Source organism: Salmonella sp. SAL04157 (assembly GCF_046551635.1).
GTDB lineage: Bacteria > Pseudomonadota > Gammaproteobacteria > Enterobacterales > Enterobacteriaceae > Salmonella > Salmonella enterica.
The window spans coordinates 145,833-169,374 of record NZ_JBGDVS010000007.1 but is presented as its reverse complement, the minus strand read 5'-3'; the positions used below and the strand labels follow the sequence as shown (position 1 = coordinate 169,374).

At 47.4% G+C, this 23,542-nt stretch carries 7 protein-coding genes; 5 read left to right on the top strand and 2 right to left on the bottom strand.

Translation table 11 applies throughout. The features are described from left to right. Both siiE and siiF read left to right on the top strand, forming a co-directional pair. Window positions 1-16,686 carry a non-fimbrial adhesin SiiE gene (gene siiE, locus ACLJRE_RS16550; RefSeq protein ID WP_023212849.1) on the top strand — a complete coding sequence of 5,562 codons (16,686 nt, stop codon included), beginning with the start codon at window positions 1-3 and terminating at the stop codon, window positions 16,684-16,686. Between the two features lie 39 nt (window positions 16,687-16,725). Then, window positions 16,726-18,792, top strand: coding sequence for an SPI-4 type I secretion system protein SiiF (siiF, locus tag ACLJRE_RS16545; RefSeq protein ID WP_000358574.1), 2,067 nt, complete (start codon window positions 16,726-16,728; stop codon window positions 18,790-18,792). A gap of 277 nt (window positions 18,793-19,069) precedes the next feature. Here siiF and ACLJRE_RS16540 read toward each other — a convergent pair whose 3' ends face one another. After that, window positions 19,070-19,351 (bottom strand): YjcB family protein, encoded by a 282-nt coding sequence (locus ACLJRE_RS16540; RefSeq protein WP_023212848.1) that lies wholly within the window; start codon window positions 19,349-19,351, stop codon window positions 19,070-19,072. 562 nt (window positions 19,352-19,913) lie between these two features. Between ACLJRE_RS16540 and ACLJRE_RS16535 the strand changes: the two genes are divergently transcribed. Further along, a complete protein-coding gene (locus ACLJRE_RS16535) occupies window positions 19,914-21,515 on the top strand; it encodes an EAL domain-containing protein (protein WP_023212847.1) in 1,602 nt (533 codons plus the stop codon). On the opposite strand, the gene soxS is transcribed toward ACLJRE_RS16535, so the two are convergent. Next, window positions 21,503-21,826 carry a superoxide response transcriptional regulator SoxS gene (soxS, locus tag ACLJRE_RS16530; RefSeq protein WP_000019483.1) on the bottom strand — a complete coding sequence of 108 codons (324 nt, stop codon included), beginning with the start codon at window positions 21,824-21,826 and terminating at the stop codon, window positions 21,503-21,505. The two genes, ACLJRE_RS16535 and soxS, sit on opposite strands and share 13 nt — an antisense overlap. 86 nt (window positions 21,827-21,912) lie before the next feature. On the opposite strand from soxS, the gene soxR reads away from it, so the two are divergent. After that, window positions 21,913-22,371 (top strand): redox-sensitive transcriptional activator SoxR, encoded by a 459-nt coding sequence (soxR, locus tag ACLJRE_RS16525; protein ID WP_000412686.1) that lies wholly within the window; start codon window positions 21,913-21,915, stop codon window positions 22,369-22,371. Window positions 22,372-22,663: 292 nt separating this feature from the next. Next, window positions 22,664-23,332 (top strand): glutathione S-transferase family protein, encoded by a 669-nt coding sequence (locus ACLJRE_RS16520; protein ID WP_000958575.1) that lies wholly within the window; start codon window positions 22,664-22,666, stop codon window positions 23,330-23,332. The last annotated feature ends 210 nt before the right edge of the window (window positions 23,333-23,542 follow it).

Here is a 23,542-nt window from a genome sequence, read left to right as displayed (position 1 = left end):
ATGGGAAATAAAAGCATACAAAAGTTTTTTGCCGATCAAAATTCTGTAATTGATTTATCTTCTTTGGGTAATGCCAAAGGCGCAAAAGTTTCTCTTTCCGGGCCAGACATGAACATTACGACGCCGCATGGGTCAGTGATCATTGTCAATGGCGCTCTTTATTCAAGTATCAAAGGCAATAACCTCGCTGTTAAATTTAAAGATAAGACTATTACCGGCGCTAAAATTCTGGGCAGCGTAGATTTAAAAGATATTCAACTAGAGAGAATTGACAGCTCATTGGTTGATTCTGCTCAGGTAGAAAAGAAAGGTGATGGCAAACGACGAAATAAGAAGGAAGAAGAGGAATTAAAAAAGCAGCTTGACGAGGCTGAAAACGCAAAGAAAGAAGCTGATAAGGCGAAGGAAGAAGCTGAGAAAGCTAAGGAGGCTGCAGAAAAAGCGCTCAATGAAGCGTTTGAAGTACAGAACTCGTCAAAGCAAATTGAAGAAATGCTGCAGAACTTTTTGGCTGACAATGTAGCAAAAGACAATCTGGCTCAGCAAAGCGATGCTTCCCAGCAAAATACACAGGCTAAAGCAACGCAGGCTTCTAAACAGAACGATGCTGAAAAAGTTCTTCCTCAACCTATTAATAAAAATACCAGCACTGGCAAAAGTAATAGCAGTAAAAATGAGGAAAATAAGCTCGATGCCGAGTCTGTTAAAGAGCCGCTTAAAGTCACATTAGCGCTTGCGGCCGAGAGTAACAGCGGTAGCAAAGATGATAGTATAACTAATTTTACCAAACCTCAGTTTGTAGGTAGCACTGCTCCCAATGCCACGGTCATTATTAAAATTAATGGTATTGCTGTCGGTCAGGCTGTAGCGGATAGTTTGGGTAACTTCACCTTCACTGCGCCTGAAACATTGACTGATGGAACATACAATCTGGAGGCAGAGGCCAAGACTGCTGATGGGAGCGGTAGCGCCAAACTTGTCATTACTATCGATTCCGTTACCGATAAGCCAACATTTGAACTTTCGCCTGAAAGTAGTGTGTCCGGTCATAAGGGCTTAACGCCGACCTTGACGCCTTCAATTGTTGGTACGGCGGAAGAGAATGCTAAGGTTGACATTTATGTAGATAATAAACTGGTTGCCAGCGTTGATGTCGATAAAGATGGAAACTGGAGTTATGAATTTAAAGATAATGAACTATCTGAGGGCGAAAATAGTATAAAAGTCGTTGCCGTAGATAAAGCAGGTAATAAAAACGAAACGACGGATAGTATCATAACCGACACCATTGCTCCGGAAAAGCCGACGATTGAGCTGGATGATAGTAGTGATTCCGGCATTAAAAATGACAGCATTACAAATAGCACCCTGCCAACATTTATTGGTGTGGCGGAACCCGGTTCTACAGTCTCTATTTATCTTGGACTTAAACATCTTGGTGAGGTCATTGTTGCTAAAGATGGGACATGGAGCTATACGCTTACTACGCCGCTCAAGGATGGCGAATACAATATAACAGCAACAGCTACTGATATTGCCGGGCATACCTCAGCGACGGCAAATCTGCCTTTTACTATTGATACACGTATCAGCTATTTCAGCGCTGAGATTGAAACGACTGATGATAGCGGTATTGTCGGAGATAACGTTACTAACAATACTCGCCCAACCTTTACAGGTAAAACTGAGCCAAATGCTATTATCAGTGTCATAAATAGTGAGACTGGCGAAGAGGTTATTTTTAAAGCGAATGACAAGGGCGAATGGACGTTCAATTTCACTTCCGACTCAGTGGAAGGGGTTAACAATCTTACGTTCACTGTTGAAGATGTCGCTGGCAACAAAAAGGATTTTTCCTTTAGTTACGTTATCGATACTGTTGCCCCTGTACCTCCGACAGTTTCTTTGGAGGATTTTGTTGTTTTACCGAATGGTATAATTTTATCAGGGAATGATTTACCGGCTTTAGTCGGTACGGCAGAGCCAAAGTCTACCATCTTATTGATGCGAGATGGTAAATTATATGACAGCATTGAGGTTGACTCAAACGGGACCTGGAATTATCAGTTTAGTAATAAATTTCTTCAGGGTGCCTATGATATTGAAATCATTTCTCAGGATGCCGCCGGTAATAAATCCTCTACTGTTAAATATTCTTTTACTATTCAAACTGAAGTTGTACCTCCAAAAGCGGAACTCGATGCCAGTGATGATTCCGGTGCAAAAGGCGACTGGATTACCAATAAACATAATGCTCTGACGTTACTGGGAACAGCGGATAGGTTTGCTACCGTAAATATCCTTATTGATGGTAAAACGATAGGCGTGACGACTGCGGATGCAGACGGTAACTGGAATTTTGATATTTCCCGAAATCTGTCTGACAATGTTTATAAGATTACGGTTGAATCCATCGATCCTTTAGGAAGAACGTCATCTGTAGATTATCAGCTTACCATTGATAGCTTTACGCCGATCCCTACTGTTATGTTGCATGATAGCGCTGATTCTGGCGTTAAAGGCGATATGATTACTAAAATTAATACGCCGTTGTTTACCGGGATGGCTGAAGCTAATGCTAAGGTTTCCATCTATGTCGACGGTGTGTTAAGTGGCGAGGCTATTGCTGGCGATGATGGTGTATGGAATTTTCAATTTACCACAGCGTTATCCGATGGCTCGCATGACGTAACGGTAAAGGTAGAAGATATTGCCGGTAATACTGCCTCCTCATCAGCGTATAATTTCCAAATCGTAACGCAAACGCAAAAACCAACAATAGAGTTGGTCAACGATACGGGGGTTGATAATACAGACCATATTATTAATGAAAAGAATCCTGCACTGACAGGAACCGCTGCACCCTATTCAACGGTTAAACTCTATATTGATGGTGCGCTGATCGCTGAGGTCAGAACAAATAAAGATGGCAGATGGGAGTATACTCTGAAAGCCGATCAAGGTTTGGTTGATGGCGATCATAGAATAACTGCTTCAGTTGAAGATATCGCTGGCAACATTGCCCATTCGGATCCTTTCTTAATTAGCGTCGATACTGCTATTTCAATACCGATAGTTTCATTGAGCCCGGATTCAGATTCGGGAATTTCAGATGATAATTTAACGAATATCGTTAAACCTACCTTGCACCTAAAAGATATTGATCCGGACATTATCAGTGTTCAGGTATGGGATGCCGCGTCTGATACGCAGATCGGTGTTGCCACGCAACAACCTGATGGTTCATGGGCCTATACCTTTACTTCAGATTTAACGGAAGGCTTGCATCAGGTTTATGTCAAGGTTGAGGACATTGCGGGTAATAAAGCGAACAGCGCGGTATTCGATTTTACTATCGATACCACAGTATCAACGCCGGTGATTTCCCTGCTTTCTAAGGATGATACGGGGGTTACAGGCGATAACCTGACCAACATCAATAAGCCAGGTTTTGCTATTTCCGGTGTTGATGCCGATGCGCATCGGGTCGTCGTACAGGTGATGCACAATGGCGTGAGCGAAGAGATCGAACTTTCTCACCTCAATGGTAGTTGGTTATTTACACCAGGGAATACGTGGGCGGATGGCAGCTACACGTTAACGGTGAAAGTAGAAGATAAGGCAGGAAATACCAACTACTCAGCACCGCTGACGGTCGTTATCGATACCCAAATCGCCATTGATGGGGTGGAACTGGTCAACGATAGCGGCGTGAAAGGCGATAATATGACCAACGACGACCGTCCCCACTTTCGTGTGACGGTACCGACCGATGTCAATGAAGTCCGTCTGAGCATTGACGGTGGTAATTCGTGGGTTCAGGCAACTCCGGGCGTGGCAGGAAGCTGGGAGTATATCTGGCCGACAGACCTGGCAGATGGTCAATACACGCTAACGGTGGAAGCGACTGATAAAGCAGGCAATACAGTGACGAAGACCATCGATTTCGCGGTGGATACCACGCTGTCAGTGCCGGTCATCGTACTGAATAGCGCGGACGATACCGGTGTCCAGGGCGATAACATGACGAATAGCACCCAGCCGACATTTGCCCTGCAGCATATTGATGATGATGCCGTTCGCGTTACGGTCAGCGTGGAGCATGGCGGCGTCACCACCACATTTGACGCCACGAAAGGCGTAGGCGGATGGAGCTTTACGCCGACAGGGGCGTGGGCGGATGGTGATTATACCCTGAGTGTGTCAGTCGAAGATAAAGCGGGAAACACCAGCCATTCGGCATCGCTGACGGTGACGGTGGACACGCAAATCGCCATTAATAACATTGAACTGGTCAATGACAGCGGTATTCCCAACGATAATCTGACTAATAACGTGCGTCCGCACTTCCAGGTGACGGTACCGACGGATGTCAACGTGGTGCGCCTGAGCATTGACGGCGGCAAGACGTGGTTCAACGCTACCCAGAACGCGACGCCGGGCGTCTGGGATTATATCTGGCCGGATGATGTGGCCGACGGAGGCTATACCCTGACGGTAGAAGCGACCGATGAGGCGGGAAATAAGACAACACAGACGCTCGATTTCACCATCGATACCACTCTGTCTGTGCCGACCCTCTCGCTGGACAGCGCAGATGACAGCGGCATCGCGGGCGATAATATCACCAATGTTAAAACGCCGGGCTTTACCCTCAACAATATTGATACCGATGTCAGCCGGGTAACAGTGGAGGTAATGCACAATGGCATTAAACAGGAGGTGCCACTGGTTCAGACCGGCGGACAGTGGCGCTTTGCGCCGACCAGCGACTGGGCGGACGGCGACTATATCCTGACGGTGAAGGTAGAAGATAGGGCCGGAAATGTGAAGCAGTCCGCGCCGTTGACGGTGACAGTAGACACGCACATCGCCATTGACCGTATTGAACTGGTTAACGACAGCGGTATCCCCGGCGATAATCTGACCAATGAAGCACGCCCGCACTTTCAGGTGACAGTACCGGCGGATGTTAACGGTGTAAGACTGAGCATTGATGGCGGCAAAACGTGGTTTGACGCCACGCAGAGCGCGACGCCGGGCGTTTGGGATTATACCTGGCTGACGAATGTGGCTAACGGCCCTCACACCCTGATGGTGGAAGCGTCCGACAAGGCGGGAAACAAAACGACGCAGAAACTGGACTTCATCATCGATACCATGCTGTCAGAACCGACGATTACCCTGGACAGTGCGGATGACAGCGCCGCTGGCGATAACATCACCAACGTTAAGATGCCAGGCTTTACCCTCGGTAATATCGACGCCGACGTGACCAAAGTGGTGGTGACGGTGGCGCATGATGGTAAGAACCAACAGATAGAGTTGATTAAGAACGGCGGTGTGTGGCGCTTTACGCCGGGCGCAGCCTGGACCGATGGCGACTATACGCTGACGGTAAAGGTAGAAGATAAGGCGGGTAATACAAATTATTCTGCGCCGCTGACGGTGACTATCGATACGCAAACGTCTATTGATCGCATTGAACTTCTTAATGACACGGGTATTGTCGGGGATAACCTGACCAATGAAGCACGTCCACAGTTTCATATTACGGTACCGACGGACGTGAACTCTGTGCAACTGAGTCTTGATGGCGGCATCAACTGGGTTAACGCAACGCTGACGCCCGACGGCGTTTGGGAGTATATATGGCCGACAGATCTGGTCGAAAATACGTATACCCTGACAGTGAAAGCAACCGATGTTGCAGGCAACACGGCGACGGAAACGCTCAATTTTATCATTGATACCACATTGTCGACACCGACCATCACGCTGGATAGCGCAGATGATAGCGGCACCGCCAACGATAATAAGACTAACGTTAAAACACCGGGTTTTATTATCGGCGGTATTGATTCTGACGTGACTCAGGTCGTCGTGCAGGTGATGCGCGATGGTCACAGCGAGGAGGTGGAGCTGACGCAGACTAACGGGCAGTGGCGTTTTGTACCCGGCAGCGCGTGGACTGATGGCGACTATACGCTGACGGTAACGGTGAAAGATGAGGCGGGTAATATTCGCCACTCAGCGCCGTTGACGGTTACCATCGATACGCAAATCGCCATTGACCATATTGAACTGGTCAATGACAGCGGTATTCCCGACGATAATCTGACTAATAACGTGCGTCCGCACTTCCAGGTGACGGTACCGACGGATGTCAACGTGGTGCGTCTGAGCATTGACGGCGGCAAGACGTGGTTCAACGCTACCCAGAGCGCGACGCCGGGCGTCTGGGATTATACCTGGCTGGCTGATGTGGGAGAGGGGAAGCATACCCTGACAGTGGAGGCGACCGACAAGGCGGGAAACAAAACGACGCAGCAACTGGACTTCATCATCGATACCCTACTGTCAGAACCGACTATCGTGCTGGACAACACGGACGACAGCGGAACAAAAGGCGATAACCTGACCAACGTAAATAAGCCGACGTTTTTACTGGGCAATATTGACGCAGACGCGCGGTATGTCACGGTTGAGGTGCAGCATGGCGGCACGAAAGAAGTGCTGACGGCCACCAAAGACGCGACCGGCAACTGGAGCGTGACACCGACCGGTACATGGGCAGATGGCGACTATACGCTGACAGTGAGGGTGGAAGATGAGGCGGGGAACGAAAAACACTCAGCGTCGCTGACGGTCACTGTTGATACCCAAATCACCATTGATGCTATTGAACTGGTTAATGATAACGGTATTCCCGGCGACAATATGACTAACGACGCCCATCCGCAGTTCCGCGTGACGGTACCGGGGGACGTTAACGAAGTCAGTCTGAGCATTGACGGTGGCGTGACCTGGGTTAAGGCGACACAGAGCGCGACGCCGGGCGTCTGGAATTATACCTGGCCGGGCACCGTGCCGGATGGCGACTATACGCTGAATGTGAAAGCGACTGACAATGCGGGTAATACGGTGACGGAGACACTCCACTTCACTATTGATACCGCGCTGTCGACGCCGGTCATCGTACTGGATAGCGCGGACGACACCGGCATCCAGGGCGATAACATGACCAATCGCACCCAGCCGACATTTAACCTGCAACATATTGATGATGATGCCGTTCGCGTTACGGTCAGCGTGGAGCATGGCGGCGTCACCACCACATTTGACGCCACGAAAGGTGTAGGCGGATGGACCTTTACGCCGCCGACATCATGGGGGGCGGGCGATTATACCCTGAGTGTGTCAGTCGAAGATAAAGCGGGGAACACCAGCCATTCTGCATCGTTGACGGTGACGGTGGACACGCAAATCGCCATTAATAACATTGAACTGGTCAATGACAGCGGTATTCCCGACGATAATCTGACTAATAACGTGCGTCCGCAGTTCCAGGTGAAGGTACCGACGGATGTTAACGAGGTGCGCCTGAGCATTGACGGCGGCAAGACATGGTTCAACGCTACCCAGAGCGCGACGCCGGGCGTCTGGGATTATACCTGGCTGGCTGATGTGGGAGAGGGGAAGCATACCCTGACAGTGGAGGCGACCGACAAGGCGGGAAACCAGACGACGCAGAAACTGGACTTCATCATCGATACCCTACTGTCAGAACCGACTATCGTGCTGGACAACACGGACGATAGCGGAATAAAAGGCGATAACCTGACCAACGCGAATAAGCCGACGTTTTTACTGGGCAATATTGACGCAGACGCGCGGTATGTCACGGTTGAGGTGCAGCATGGCGGCACGAAAGAAGTGCTGACGGCCACCAAAGGCGCGACCGGCATCTGGAGCGTGACACCGACCGGCACATGGGCAGATGGCGACTATACGCTGACGGTGAGGGTGGAGGATGAAGCGGGTAACGTAAAATACTCGGCGCCGCTGACGGTCACGGTTGATACCCAAATCACCATTGATGCTATTGAACTGGTTAATGATAACGGTATTCCCGGCGACAACCTGACCAATGACGTTCGTCCACACTTCCGTGTCACGGTGCCAGGGGATGTCAACGAGGTACGTCTGAGTATCGACGGCGGTAATACGTGGGTTCGTGCAACACAGGGCACGGCAGGGATCTGGGATTACACCTGGCCGAAAGATGTGACCGACGGGCTACATACCCTGACGGTAGAAGCGACCGATAAGGCGGGAAATAAGACGACGCAGACGCTCGATTTTACCATTGATACCCGGCTGTCAACGCCTACCATCACTATGGATAGCAGGGACGATACAGGTGCCATTGGCGATCATATTACGAGCGTCAAAAGACCGGGCTTTACCATTGGCAATATTGACTCCGATGCGCAATCGGTCATTTTGCGGATCACACAGGGCGGCAATAGCCAGGAAGTGACACTAACCCAGGTTGGAGGACAGTGGCGCTTTACGCCAGATGCTGACTGGGCGGACGGTAGCTATACACTGACGGTAGAGGTAACGGATAACGCAGGAAACGTTCGTCAGTCCACGCCGCTGATAGTGACGGTAGATACGCAAACCAGCATTACTGATATTACATTGGTCAATGATCATGGCGTGCCGGATGACAATCTAACTAACAGCACCCGTCCGCAGTTTGAGATCACGGTGCCGGCGGATGTGAATTCTGTGCAACTGAGCATTGATGGCGGCGCAAACTGGGTGAGCGCGGCGCAGGGTATCGAAGGCGTCTGGGGCTATACCTGGCCAACGGATATGGGCGATGGAAAACACACCCTAACCGTCATGGTCACCGACAGAGCGGGCAATACGGCGACGCAAACGCTTGAATTTTTCATCGACACCCGGTTGTCGACGCCGACCATTGCGCTGGATAGCACGGATGATACCGGTACGCCTGGCGATGATATGACCAATCGCACCCGACCGACCTTTATTCTGCAGAATATCGATTCGGATGTTATCAACGTTACAGTCAGCGTCACGCATAATGGAACGACAACCTCGTTTACTGCGACACAGGGGGCTGGAGGATGGAGCTTTACACCGCCAGCACCGTGGGGCGACGGTGATTATACGCTGACGGTGACAGTGGAGGATCGGGCGGGAAATACGCGTCCGTCTACGCCGCTGACGGTGACAGTGGATACGCAAATAGCCATTGATCATATTGAATTAGTCAACGATAGCGGCGTCCCTGGCGATAATATCACAAAACATGTGCGTCCGCAGTTCCAGATCTCGGTACCGGATGATGTGGAAAAGGTTCTTCTGAGTATTGACGGCGGCACGACCTGGGTTACTGCAATCAAGAGTTCGACGGCTGGCATTTGGGATTACACCTGGCCGACGGATATGCCAGAGGGACAGCATACCCTGATCGTGGAAGTGACTGACGGTGCGGGTAATAAGATGACGGGGACGCTCGATTTCACTATCGACATCACGTTGTTGACGCCAACCATTGAGCTAGCGCCCGATCAGGATACCGGACAGAATAAGAACGATAATCTGACCAGTGTCACTCAGCCGGTATTTGTGTTGGGGAGTATCGATAAAGATGTTCGACACGTGGAATTGAGTATTGAGCATAACGGCACGTTTAAAACGGTGGTACTCACCGAATCAGCCGACGGCTGGCGTTATCGACCGGATTCTGCTTTGGCGGACGGTAGCTACACATTCACCGTGACGGTAACAGATGTGGCAGGCAACCAGCAAACATCCGCGCCTTTAAAGGTGACGATAGACGGTACGTTGACTACGCCGGTGATTGAACTGGCAGCTGGCGAAGATAGCGGTACTGTTGGCGATCGCCTCACTAATCACGATCGGCCGGTGTTCGACATACGCCAGGTTGATTCTGACGTTACGCGCGTGATGGTCAAAGTAACTTACAACGGTAAAACGCACGAGGAAGCGGCGGTATTCACCAATGGTCAATGGCGCTTTACGCCTTCTGCGAGCTGGGCTGATGGCTCATATCAGTTAGCCGTTGTGGTGGAAGATCTGGCGGGGAATGTAAAAGAATCTGCGCCATTAGAGGTGCGTATTGATACCACGACAACCATTAACAATATCGTATTGCTTAATGATACTGGCGTGCAGAATGATCAATTAACGAATGTTGCCAAACCGTCATTCAGAATTGACGTTCCCGGTGATGTCATCCAGGTACGCGTAACCCTGGATGGTGGCGCTAACTGGAATGTGATACGCAAAAATGCCGACGGACAATGGATTTTTGACAGTCCGAATACTCTGGTTGACGGCACATATACCCTTCGCGTAGAGGCCACGGATGAGGCAGGTAATATTGCGAATAAAGATTTAGTATTTAATATCGATACTAATATACAGGTTCCGACTATTGCTTTAGATGCAGGACAAGATACCGGAGCGAATACCGCCGATAATATTACTAATATTTCACGACCCACCTTTACGATTGGTAATGTTGACCCCGATGTTATTAAAGTCGTGGTGACGATTGATGGTCATGATTATAACGCGACTAAGGTTGGGGCTGGTTGGCAATTTACACCAGGCAATGCCATTCCGGATGGTTCTTATAATATTACCGTTACGGTTGAAGATAAGGCCGGAAATACCGCGACATCGAAACCATTACCTGTTGTGATAGATACGACGGCTGAAATTGAAAGCGTCACGTTGGTTACAGATAGCGGTGATAGCGATGTAGATAACATTACCAAAGTCGACAAGCCGCAGTTTAGTATTGTTACCGCTGATGATATTACCCATGTGCGCGTTAAAATCGATAACGCCGCTAATTGGATTGAACTCACAAAAGGAGGGGATGGCCGCTGGATATTTAATGTCGGTTCGGCATTACCTGATGGGAAACACACTCTCTTGGTTGATGTGACTGATATCGCTGGCAACGTTGCGCAAGAAACGCTGCAGTTTACGATTGATACGACTCTGCGAGAGCCGACAATTGTACTCGATCCCACCCATGATACTGGTGATGATACTAATGATAATCTTACCAGGATTAACAAACCGGTGTTTATTATCGGTAATGTCGATAATGATGTATCACACATTGTGGTTCATATTGATGGTCGGGATTACACCATTGAAAACACAGGGGGGAATTTAACCTTTACGCCGGATCAACCGCTGTCTGACGGTCAGCATACGATCTCTGTTACCGTAACGGATATTGCTGGTAATACCAAAACATCGGCCGAACTGCAGATTGAAATCGACACGCAGGTTCAGATTGACAGTGTTACGTTAACAACAGATAGCGGCATCAACGATCACGATAATGTCACCAATGCTACCCGTCCCTCTTTTGAAATTGCAACGCCTGATGATGTGACATCGGTGCTGGTTTCTTTCGATGGCGTAAACTGGACGCCTATCAGTAAAAATGCGGCCGGGCAGTGGGAATTTACTGCAGGTAGCGCATTGCCTGATGGTCATTATACTCTCCATGTCCAGGCGACGGATCGGGCAGGAAATACGGCAAATTCCACGCTGGGCTTCACCGTGGATACGCAGATTGACGGCCTGAGCGTCGTGATGCTGGACGACGCCGGAAAGGATTCTACGGATGGTATTACGAATATTACCTCTCCACGTTTTGAAATTTCAGCCAGAGAACCGCTGCAGAGCGTGACGGTAATTTTAAACGGGAAATCCAGCACACTGACTCAGGGGGCAGGTAATAAATGGCTGTTTACCCCTGATACACCGTTAGTGGATGGAACTTACAAAATAGAAATAGTGGCTGAAGATATCGCAGGTAATAAAATTAGCAAAGAGGTATCATTCACAATAGACACTATTGTTTCTGATCCCAGTATTGATTTGCTGGATGCGGATGATACTGGCGAAAGCGCTGTTGATAATATTACGAGTGTCACTAAACCACGTTTCGTTATTGGCAATGTACCCGCCGATATTGATACTGTTGTAATCAGAATTAACGGCGTTTCTTATCCGGTTACGGCAAATGGCAATAACCTCTGGGAATTTCAGGTTCCCGTTGCGTTAAACGATGGCGTATATGAAGCCGTTGTTGTCTTCAGAGATATTGCCGGAAATACTTCTGAAACTAAGCTGCCCTTTACCATTGATACCACGACAAGCGTCAGTGTCAGAATGGAGCCAGCGTCTGATACCGGCAGCTCCAATAGCGATAACCTTACGAATAAGCAAAATCCCAAATTCGAAGGTACTGCGGAGCCTAATGCGAAACTGGTGATTACCATTGTTGATGATAAGTCAGGTCGGGAGGTTCTAAAACACACGATTACGGTTGGCGCCGATGGCAACTGGAGTGTGACGCCGAATATACTGCCGGATGGCATGTATACCATCAACGTCGTCGCAACAGATGTCGCGGGAAATACTGCGCAAACGCAGGAAAGATTCACTATCGATACGGTTACGATCGATCCTACCATTCGCCTTTCGGATCCATCTATTGATGATCAGTATGAAGCAACCAGCCTGCGTCCTGAGTTCAAAGGGCTAGCCGAAGCGTTCTCGACGATTATGATTCAGTGGGATGGGAAAGTGGTCGGCTCGGCAAACGCCAATGCGAATGGCGAATGGAGTTGGACGCCGCCATCAGTATTAGCGCCAGGCTCCTATGTTGTGAGCATTGTTGCCAAAGATAAAGCGGGTAATGAATCGTCGCAGGTCGACTTTCCTGTCGTAATACCTGTTATTGATGTCACGCCTCCAACCATAAAGCTCAGCGAGGAGAGCGATAGTGGTGCCTTAGGAGACTTTACCACGAATAATAAAACGCCGACCCTGGTTGGGAACACGTTACCTAATGCGATTGTGAGTATTTATGTGGATGGCGTGAAGGTCGGCGAGGCGACAGCGGATACAGCGGGTCGATATACTTTCCAGTTATCGGAAATGAAAGATGGCCATTATGTCGTCCAGGTGGGTATCGTCAACCCTCGCGATAATAGCGAACTGCGTTCCACCGCCGTTGATGTCACTATCGATACCGAGGTTGCTGAACTGGTATGGAATATATCTGGAATGCATGAGGGCGGATATATCAATACGGTGACGCCGGAGATTGGCGGCACCAGTGAGCCAAACAGCAAAATCACTATCTTTGTGAATGGCGTTGAAAAAGCGATTGCTTATACGACAGGCGCAGGACACTGGGGCGTAGTATTACCTGCTTTGGGTAATGACGGTAATTATGTATTAACGTTTAAAGTTGAAGATGTTGCCGGCAATATCAGAGAGTTTGGTCCGCAGAATGTGATACTGGATACGGTAATTTCGCCGTTAACCGTGGTATTACGCGAAGCTGATGACAGTGGCAAAGTTGGCGACTGGATCACCAATAAATCTCATGTCACCATCGATGGTACTGCCGAAGCCGGAAGTACTTTAACCATCAGGAATCCACAGGGGGTGGTTATTGCTACCCTGGTGGTAGGCAATGATGGTCGATGGAGCGCAGAATTAGATCTGCGTGAAGGTAGTAATGCCTTTGTCGTGGTATCGGAAGATAAAGCGGGCAACAGCCAACAAAAAGATATCCTGATAGAACATGATACGCAGATTGAAATCAGCGATATTTCATTAAGTCGGGATACTAATAGCGGTGATAAATATGATCTGATTACCAATAATAAGTCTCCGGTACTGGTTGCCATGACCGATCCCGGCGCGACGGTACAGGTTTATATTAATGGTGTGTTACAAGGCACAGTAGAGGCGAGTTCGTCAGGTAATATTAGCTATACCATGCCGGCAAATAGCGCCGACGGCGAGTATCAGGTGCAATTTGTTGCTACGGATACTGCTGGTAACCGGGTTGAGTCTGCGATTACAACCGTGACAATCGATTCTCAAATTGCTGTCTTTGACATTGATGAAGATTCATTACCGGCCCTCTCTAATAACCGGGCGTTGTCAGTCTCAGGTGTCGGGGAGGCAGGTTCTCAGGTCAGCATCTTTGTCGATGGTAAATTAGTCAACGTTGTTATGGTTGAGGCTGATGGCACATGGCGCGCGCCGATACTGCTGCAAGATGATGGTACGTTTAATATTCATTTCAGCATTACTGACGTTGCTGGCAACACTGAAGTGAGCAAGGATTATAGCGTGGATGTCGATTCATCAACCGACTTCCCAACGCTCAACCTTGAAGATGCGAGCAACTCTGGTTCACTTGACGATCTGATTACTAGTCACAACAAGCCTGTGTTAGTTGGCACCGCAGAAGCGGGAGCCACAATCCATATTTATGTGGATGAAAAGATCGTGGCAAATGTTCTTGTGCTTGAAGATGGAACCTGGTCCTATCAGTTTGATAATGCGTTAAAAGATGGTGAATATTCTATCCGAGTGGTTGCCGAAGACCCGGCAGGTAATACGGCAGAATCGCCTCGCTTACTCGTCACGATAGATACCAGTACGTTTATCGATAATCCTGTTATGATGGCAGGTTCTGATAACGGTATTTTCAGTAATGATAGTATAACGAGTCAAACCCGGCCTGCGTTTAGTATTTATGGAGAAATGAACCAGAGTGTTCAGATTTTCATTGATGGGGTGTTAGTCGATACGATCACGGTGACGGACAGAAATCAAGTTTATCGACCTGAGTCACCGTTGGGCGATGGTTCCCATAGCATTTATTATGTTATCACCGATAAAGCAGGCAACACGGCTACCTCGAAAACGCTAAACTTTACTATCGATACCTTTAATACGACGCCTGTCGCCATTGATTCTATCGGTGGACAAACGTTAGCAGAGATGACCGGTAGTGATGGCAAAATATATATAACGGACACGACACGTAACTTATTGTTTAGTGGCAGTGCCGAGCCCAATAGCAAAATAGAAATCATCATTAATGGCTTAAATGTGGGGGAAGTTTGGGTTAATGACAAAGGCCACTGGCAGATGCCGGTGAACCCGCTTTATTTCACAGAAGGCCAGCTGGATATCACTGTTAAATCTACGGACCGTGCTGGTAACGTAAATCAGGAAAAGTATTCCATTTGGGTCGATACGCATATCCAGGTATTTACCAGCGAGCTTGATGACAATAAATCATCATCGAAAACGGACTGGTGGAGTAATAGCTCCACTATTACCATGAGAGGTATGGGGGAAATTGGCGCTACGGTATCATTAATCGTGGCAGGGGTCACGCTGGCAACCGCTGTCGTTGCGGCTAATGGGCAGTGGGAGTTATCGACCGATCAACTTCCGGAAGGGAAATACGATATCACTTTGAGTATTGAGGATAACGCAGGCAACCGTAAGGAAGAAGTACATGAAATATTTATTGATCGAACGCCGCCAAACGCTCCGGTCGTAACTTATTCAGATATTGTCAACGATCTAATTATTATGCAGGGAACGGCGGAAGCCAAATCTCAGCTAATAATAACCGATAGTAATGGGAATACTTATACGTTAACCGTTCCTGATAATGGTAAATGGAGTATGGCGATCCCGTATCCATCGGAAGGGAAGTTTACCATTACGAGTGTGGATGCGATTGGTAACCGGAGTGATGATGTCCCTCTCGATATCATGAAAGAGACTCCTGTTATTTCATTATCTCCAGACTCAGACAGTGGTACGGTGGGCGATAATATTACGCGAGATAATCAGCCTACCTTTATTATCGGGAATCTGGAAAGCGATGTTGTGGTCGTTCAGGTCGATATCAATGGGACCGTATATAATGCTGAAAAAAATGCCGATGGCGTTTGGTTCTTTACGCCAGGTACACCGTTAGCTGATGGTTCCTATACGATATCGGTAATCGCAAGCGATGCCGCGGGTAATCAGAAAAACTCGTTACCCATTACCGTTACGATCGACAGTACGCTGACCGTGCCGGAGATTGCGCTGGCAGCAGGTGAAGGCAATGGCGCTTCAGACAGCGATAACGTGACGAATCACAATCACACCCAGCCTAAGTTCACGCTGCAGCATATTGATGCTGACGTGACCGGGGTGACCGTAAACGTGACGCATAATGGCGTGACAGACATCTATCAGGCGACGCAAGGCGCGGATGGCTGGACCTTCACGCCGCCAGCCGCCTGGAATGATGGTACCTACACGCTGAGCGTGACGGTGGTGGATCGCGCGGGGAACTCACTGCAATCTGCTTCGCTGGAGGTGACGGTTGACTCAACGGTGACGGTAACAGCGGATAGCCAGCATGACGATGCGAGCGATGACGCCACGCCAACAGCGGTTACTCCACCGGAGTCTGAAACAGTGAATGCCGAAAGCGCTACGCATCTTCGTACAGTGCCGTCTGCGGCGGAAGAAAGCGTGGTGAAGGAGACAGCCTATAGTATTACATTGTTAAACGCTGACTCTGGGGATGAAATAGATCGTTCAATTAGTCAGACACCTTCTTTTGAAATATCAGTACCTGAGAATATTGTTAATGTCAGTGTTATGTTTGAAGGAGAAGAGTTTACTCTGCCGATAACTAACCAGAAAGCAATATTCGAAGTTCCGCTATCTTTGGAAGATGGTGAATATACTATGGACGTGAAATTCCTTGATAAGGACGATGATTTCCTGATTAAGGAGAAAACATTCTCAGTCGATCACTCCTCGGCGGATATTGTGAACGCAATGAATGCAAGAGGAAAGACCGAGGATGATATTAATGATTCCCCTTCAACGAGTTCTGTAGGGCACAACAATAACGGCGCTATTGAAGTTTTCGCCGTTAATGAAGTTACGTTACCTGTAGATAATCAAGAAGAACACGCATAATAACGGAGACCCCTCACCTTTGGGTGAGGGGGTTTACTTATGGATAAAAAACTAGAACCTTATTATTTAAGTGCGGAAACGGCATTATCTATAGTGTCTAAAAAATTCAACATAAAAATTGACATCAAAGAAGATGATATAAATTTAAGATTTAAAAAGTACGACAGAAATAACACTGACGACTCTATACAAATGAAGAATTTCTTTTTGTCGTTAGGGCTTTCTCTACAGGATATATTATTTAATAATGGTGAGGATTTACTAAATGAGCCTATGCCGATTTTACTATTAACACCAGAAATGAAGTGGATGGTGTGTGTGAGTGGCGGGCAAAAAATAAAGTTGGTAAACGCGCGCGGTGAACTCTGCTATGTTGAAATTGAAGATGAATATTTAAAAGAGTTATCTGCATTTAGTATACTACCTTTAAATAAAGTTGTTGATAGTATAAGAGTAAAAAATATCATAAAAAACTCTTTATCGATGAACAAGATTTTTTATACTAAATACTTCTTTTCATCTCTTTTTATGGCAATTTTTGCGTTAACTATTCCAGTATTTAGTAATCTGTTCTATGATAAGCTTGTTCCAAGTGCTTCGGTTTCATCTTTATTTGGCGTGGCTATAATTGTTGCTGTATTTATTGTTTTTGAGTTTATCCTTCGTACTTCGAAAGATATTTATCAGTCTATCACAGCAAGGCAGGATGACGTCGATATTGATATCGCATTTCTTGAAGCGGTACTTTATAGTAAAAAGAAAAATGGCAGATCCATGTCATCAGCATTTGTGCTATGGAATGAGTTTCAGAAAATTAAACCCGTTTTATTAAACTCGATCTTTCAACGTATAGCCGATATTCCAATATTTATTATATTTCTCATTGTTATATATGTAAATTTAGGTCTGGTCGTTATTGTCCCTGTTACCATGTTTATCGTCTCTATTATTATTTCCCTCGTTAACCACCATTATACTAATGAGTTAATGAACAAACAAAAAGAAGGACAGAAGAACAGGAATATCTTCATCTCAGAGGTTTTCTTATCTATTAAAATGATCCATACCTTAAATAATCAAGGTTTACTTTTTGATTGGGTCAACACATCAAATGAACAGTCGTATCTTAACCTGAAGATAAGGAAATTAAATCTTATCTATCAATCTATATTGGGGAGTATGTCATCTATTACCCAAATAACTATTATGGTAATAGCCTTTTTTATGGTAATCAAGGGTGATGTTACTACTGGCGCAATTGTTTCATCTGTCATTGTCTCTGGTCGTATTTCCGGGATCATTTCGAATTTTTCTTCTACATTAATCTCTATTTTATCAGCAGAAAAAACCGGTAAGGATCTGCTTTCTTTTTTTGATGAAGATCAGGCAGAAAAAACACCGGCATTACAGTCTATATCAAAGTGCAATGGCGATATCTCTATTCGGGGTGTGAGTTATCAGTATGACGCTCAATCTCCGATGATTATTAACCGACTGTCTATAGACATACCTGCGGGGCAGCGTGTCGCAGTGATAGGCGAATGCGGTGCAGGAAAAAGCTCATTACTGGGAATGCTATCTGGCTACCTTTCGCCAACAGACGGCGCCATCTTATATGATGGATATAACTTAGGGCATTTATCGCAGAACTTTTTTTCTCAGCATTTAAGCGTGGTGACGACACATGATGTTTTATTCACCGGAACCATTGAAAGTAATTTCGCGTTAAAACCGCAAAACGACAGGGGCCGGGTACTCAAGGCGCTCCATCTGGCGAACTGTGGTTTTATCTTGCAACATCCTATGGGGCTGAAGTTTCCGGTGAATTTTATGGCTAAAAACCTGTCATCCGGACAGCAACAGCAGTTATTATTAGCACGTAGTCTGAGCAGTAACGCCAGCGTCTTTTTATGGGATGAACCAACATCAAATCTGGATGAAAATACCGAGAAGCAAATTTTTGATAACTTAGATGAGTTTATTCATGGGAAAACGTTGATCATGGTGACGCATCGTCGATATCTGATAAAGTATTTTGACCGGGTTCTGGTAATGAAAGGTGGAAAAATAATCCGTGATTGTTCTCCGGATAAATTATTAATGTAAAATAAGCAGCGCTTGTCGCTGTTATCAGGTGGTACTGCTTAATAAAAAAGACCCGTTGCACAAACGGGTCTTTTTTGTCATTTAACGAGTCGGCAATGTCTTCAATAAGTTTAGCTCGATTCTGTTAGGACTATTCCACTTGCCATTTTTGGATAACCACACCTGGCGGCCCTCATCAACGGCAATGCGAGGGACGTGATGGTTCGCAAGGCTACTCCTGGCGCGCGATTCCGCGTTGAGATAACCGGTGGGCGGCTTCATCGGCAGCGATAGCGTATCAGGTCAGCACCATCGGCCATTCTGGCGGGGTCTGGCTCATCGTTTCGACCATTACGGCTTCAATGTTATGCCAGATCGCAGCGAGATCCATCATGGTAATACCGAGTAAACCGGTGGCAAACCAGCAGGCGGATACCACGCCCAGACCGCTACTGATCACCGACAGACCAATATAATCTGATTTACGGAAACGGATATTGAGCGTGCTGGCTAAAAACATGAGCACGGCGCTCAACAGTTGCCAGCGGAGAAGAACGACACCAGTGGTTATGGCAGCCATGAAACATTTCCTCTGAATAGACCTTTGTCCAGGACAGCACGGCGTTGTTCCCGGGAAACGTGGGACATTCTGGCTATCAACGGACGTCACATCAACATCGAATGAAACATTGTTTCTGTTTCATTGTTTTTGTGAACTATATCACAAAAACAGACTTATTCGCCAGATCGGCAATGTATTTTTTGTGCGTTTTATAACCTTATTTTTTGTGTGACTTCTGCGCGTCCGTAGAGAAACAGCCGGAAAGCAAAGATGTATTATTACTACTCTTTTATTTTTTTTCGTGAAATTCAGACCTGATAAAAATATCAAGTTATTTATCAAAAGAAAGGAGTAAAGATGTATACCCCATCGTTTACTTAGGTATAAATCTGATGTTATCAAAAATATTTAGCGTCCTGCCTGGTATGCGAGAGAGATTGCGCTTAGTTATTAATGGTAAATGTTGATCGGTAAAAGTCTGTTGCTAATATTGATAAATTCATGCACCGTAAACCTCCGTTTGGTTCACGTCTTATTTTGCCAACAATAGTCACAAATAATGCAGGGAAATAGGCTGAAAATGAGTCAAAGCACACGACGCAAGGTGTTGAGATTTCTCGGAACGATCATTGTGGTGTTACTTCCTGTATTGCTGGCGATCTGGTTTGCTCATATCCGGGCAGTCTCTGAAACCAGAAATCAGTTACATTCATTTGCGCAGTTGGTATTAGATAAAACGGAGCGGGTTATCCTGCAAGCAGATTTAGCCCGCGATGCCGCTGAACAATATCAGGGGCAAGCCTGTACGCCAGCCCATCAACAGCGAATGCTGAATATTATCCGCGGTCATTTGTACATTAACGAGTTGATTTATGCTAAGGGCCAGCGTTTTCTATGCTCTACGGTTATGACGCCAACAAGTCCTTATTTTATTCCCCGCGCTGACTATAAACGAAAGCCTGACATCGCTATTTATTACTATCGTGATACGCCTTTTTTCAACGGTTATAAAATGACATATATGCAGCGGGGAAACTATGTCGCGGTTATCAATCCCTTATCTTATAGCGAGGTGATGTCAGACGATCCGGCGTTGGCCTGGGGAATGTATGATACGGTGACCAACACCTTTTTCTCTCTGAGTGAACAGGCGCAGGCTGATCACCTATTACCTTTGGTACGACGGAGTGAACCTGTGTTCCAACAGGGTGAGCGTTTTTATACTCTGGTTAAATCAGCAAAACGACCGGTTGCCGCGATTGTGTCAACCTCAAAGCAACGCTTTTACCAGAACCTCTTTCATCAGCTTACGTTAACGCTACCGTTAGGGATCATCTGTAGCATTATCGTCTTATTTATGTGGTCACGATCCCGGCAGGCATATTACTCACCGCGTCGATTGCTGCAACGGGCCATTACCAGGCACCAGCTTTGCCTTCATTATCAGCCGATCATTGATATCCGAAACGGGACATGTGTAGGTGCCGAAGCGCTATTGCGTTGGCCGGGCTATCACGGTCCGGTGATGAGCCCGTGCGAATTTATTCCGCTGGCGGAAAAAGAGGGGATGATTGAGCAGATCACCGATTATGTCGTCGAAGAGGTATTTAATGATTTAGGTGGTTTTCTGGCCGCGCACCCGCATCTTTATGTCTCTATCAATCTCTCTGCCGCCGATTTTCTCTCTTCCCGACTAATTGTGATGATTCATGAAAAAACGCGTCAGCATTCAGTGCTTGCGCAACAGATAAAGGTTGAAGTGACCGAGCGCGGATTTATTGATGTGCCTAAAATGACGCCGATTATTCAGGCGTTTCGCCAGGCGGGATACGAGGTGGCAATTGATGACTTTGGTACCGGCTATTCGAACTTGCATAACCTGTACTCATTAAATGTCGACCTTTTAAAAATTGATAAATCTTTTGTCGACACGCTAACCACTAATAGCGCCAGCCATTTGATTGTGGAACATATTATTGAAATGGCGCAAAGTTTGCGGCTAAAAATCATTGCGGAGGGGGTTGAAACGGCTGAACAGGTTAGCTGGTTGCTAAAACGCGGCGTTCAGTATTGTCAGGGATGGCACTTTGCGAAGGCGTTACCACCGCAGGAATTCATCTCCTGGCTACAACAAACGCCCGCGCCTCTGACGATACGCGGGCAGACGCCCTACAGGCGGTGACGGTAATCGCTGGGAGTGCGATCGAACTCGCGGCGGAATACACGCGAGAAGGTTTGCTGCGATACATAGCCCAGGTCCATCGCGATATCAAAAATCGGGCGCTCGGTCGTTCGTAGCTCAACGGCCGCCAACAGGAGACGGCGCTGGCGAATATACTCGCCTAATGTTTGATGCGTTACCGTACGAAACATCCGCTGCAAATACCACTTGGAGTAGCCCGATTTTTTTGCCACCACATCAATGTTTAGCGGTTGGTCGATATGTTCATCAATCCATTCGATAAGGGTCTGAATTATCTGCTGATGCGACATATTGTTGCCTCTTAAACAGTATTCGATTCGTCGTTTTGTCTGCGGGCGAGTATAATTCCTCAAGTTAACTTGAGGTAAAGCGATTTATGGAAAAAAAATCTCCCCGTTTAAAAGCCTTACTGACGCCGGGGGAAGTTGCGAAACGTAGCGGTGTTGCTGTGTCCGCCCTGCACTTCTATGAAAGCAAAGGGCTAATTACCAGTATCCGTAATAGCGGTAACCAACGGCGATACAAGCGTGACGTGTTGCGTTATGTCGCGATTATCAAGATCGCCCAGCGTATCGGCATCCCGCTGGCAACTATCGGCGACGCGTTTGGTATCTTGCCGGAAGGGCATACGTTAAGCGCGAAAGAGTGGAAGCAGCTCTCCTCGCAGTGGCGCGAAGAGTTAGACCGACGTATTCATACGCTGGTGGCGTTGCGCGATGAGCTGGACGGTTGTATCGGCTGCGGCTGTTTATCGCGTAGCGACTGTCCGCTGCGAAATCCAGGCGACAGGCTTGGCGAACACGGGACGGGTGCCCGGCTGCTTGAAGATGATTAATATGCACTCGGCCATCGGGCTGAGTTCACCTAAAACTAAAGCGCCGCTAAGGGCGCTTTAGTTTGTTTCCGGTCTTTGTCTTTCGCTCTATCCCGCTGATTACAGGAGGGTTTCCCCCGACGTCAACACCCCTCATATCGAGCACGTGGTGGAGGTTCCGGTTTGTGTTGATACTGTAAGTGTAAGCGACGACGCCCTGTTCGCCAGCGAAATGCTGATTTTTTAGCCGAAATTTTTACGGCAACTGCCATAATTTTCTATAGTTAGTTGGCATACCTTACAGGAGACAGCCATGCTGACGGTGCACCATTTAAATCAGTCTCGTTCGCAGCGTATCCTCTGGGCGCTGGAAGAGCTGGCGTTGCCTTACCAGATTGTGCGTTACCAGCGTGAAAAGACCATGCTGGCGCCGCCGGCATTGAAAAAAGTGCATCCGCTGGGCAAGTCTCCGGTTATCGAAGATCACGGTATGGTTATTGCGGAATCGGGCGCCATCCTGGAATATTTGCAGGACACTTACGACAGTATCGGACGCTTTAAACCTGCGGATGCGCAGGGGAAACAACACTATCGATTCTGGCTACATTACGCTGAAGGTTCGCTCATGCCCTTGCTATTGATGAGACTGCTCTTTACCTCTCTGGGTAAACCGCCGGTACCATTGGGCCTGCGAACGTTGGGCGGCGTTATCGGTAAGGGCGCGCAAAAAGCGTACCTCAATCCGCAACTGGAAACCCATGCGCGCTTTATTGACGGGCATCTGGCAAATCACCCCTGGTTTGCCGGAGAGCAGTTAAGTATGGCGGATATCCAGATGAGCTTCCCGCTATTTGCGCTGCTTGCCCGAGGCGGGATCGCTCATCTCGACCATATCAACGCATGGAAAGCGCGGGTAGAAATGCGTCCAGCCTGGCAACGAGCGATTCAGCAGGGCGGTCCGTTTACCATTCCTGGCGGATAATGGCGTTTTTGTGAGCAGATTGCGCAACGTATTTGCTAACAGCGATGCGAAAAATTGTTGCTGGATTGCGCAGGGACGATAACGTTTGCGCATCGTCTGGCGATTTATTGAGCATACTAAGCAGAAAAGCATAAAAAGCGGCAAAGTTCAGTTGAAAAAGCGTTTATGATCGCTGGATAATCGTTTGCTTTTTTTTGCCACCCGTTTTGT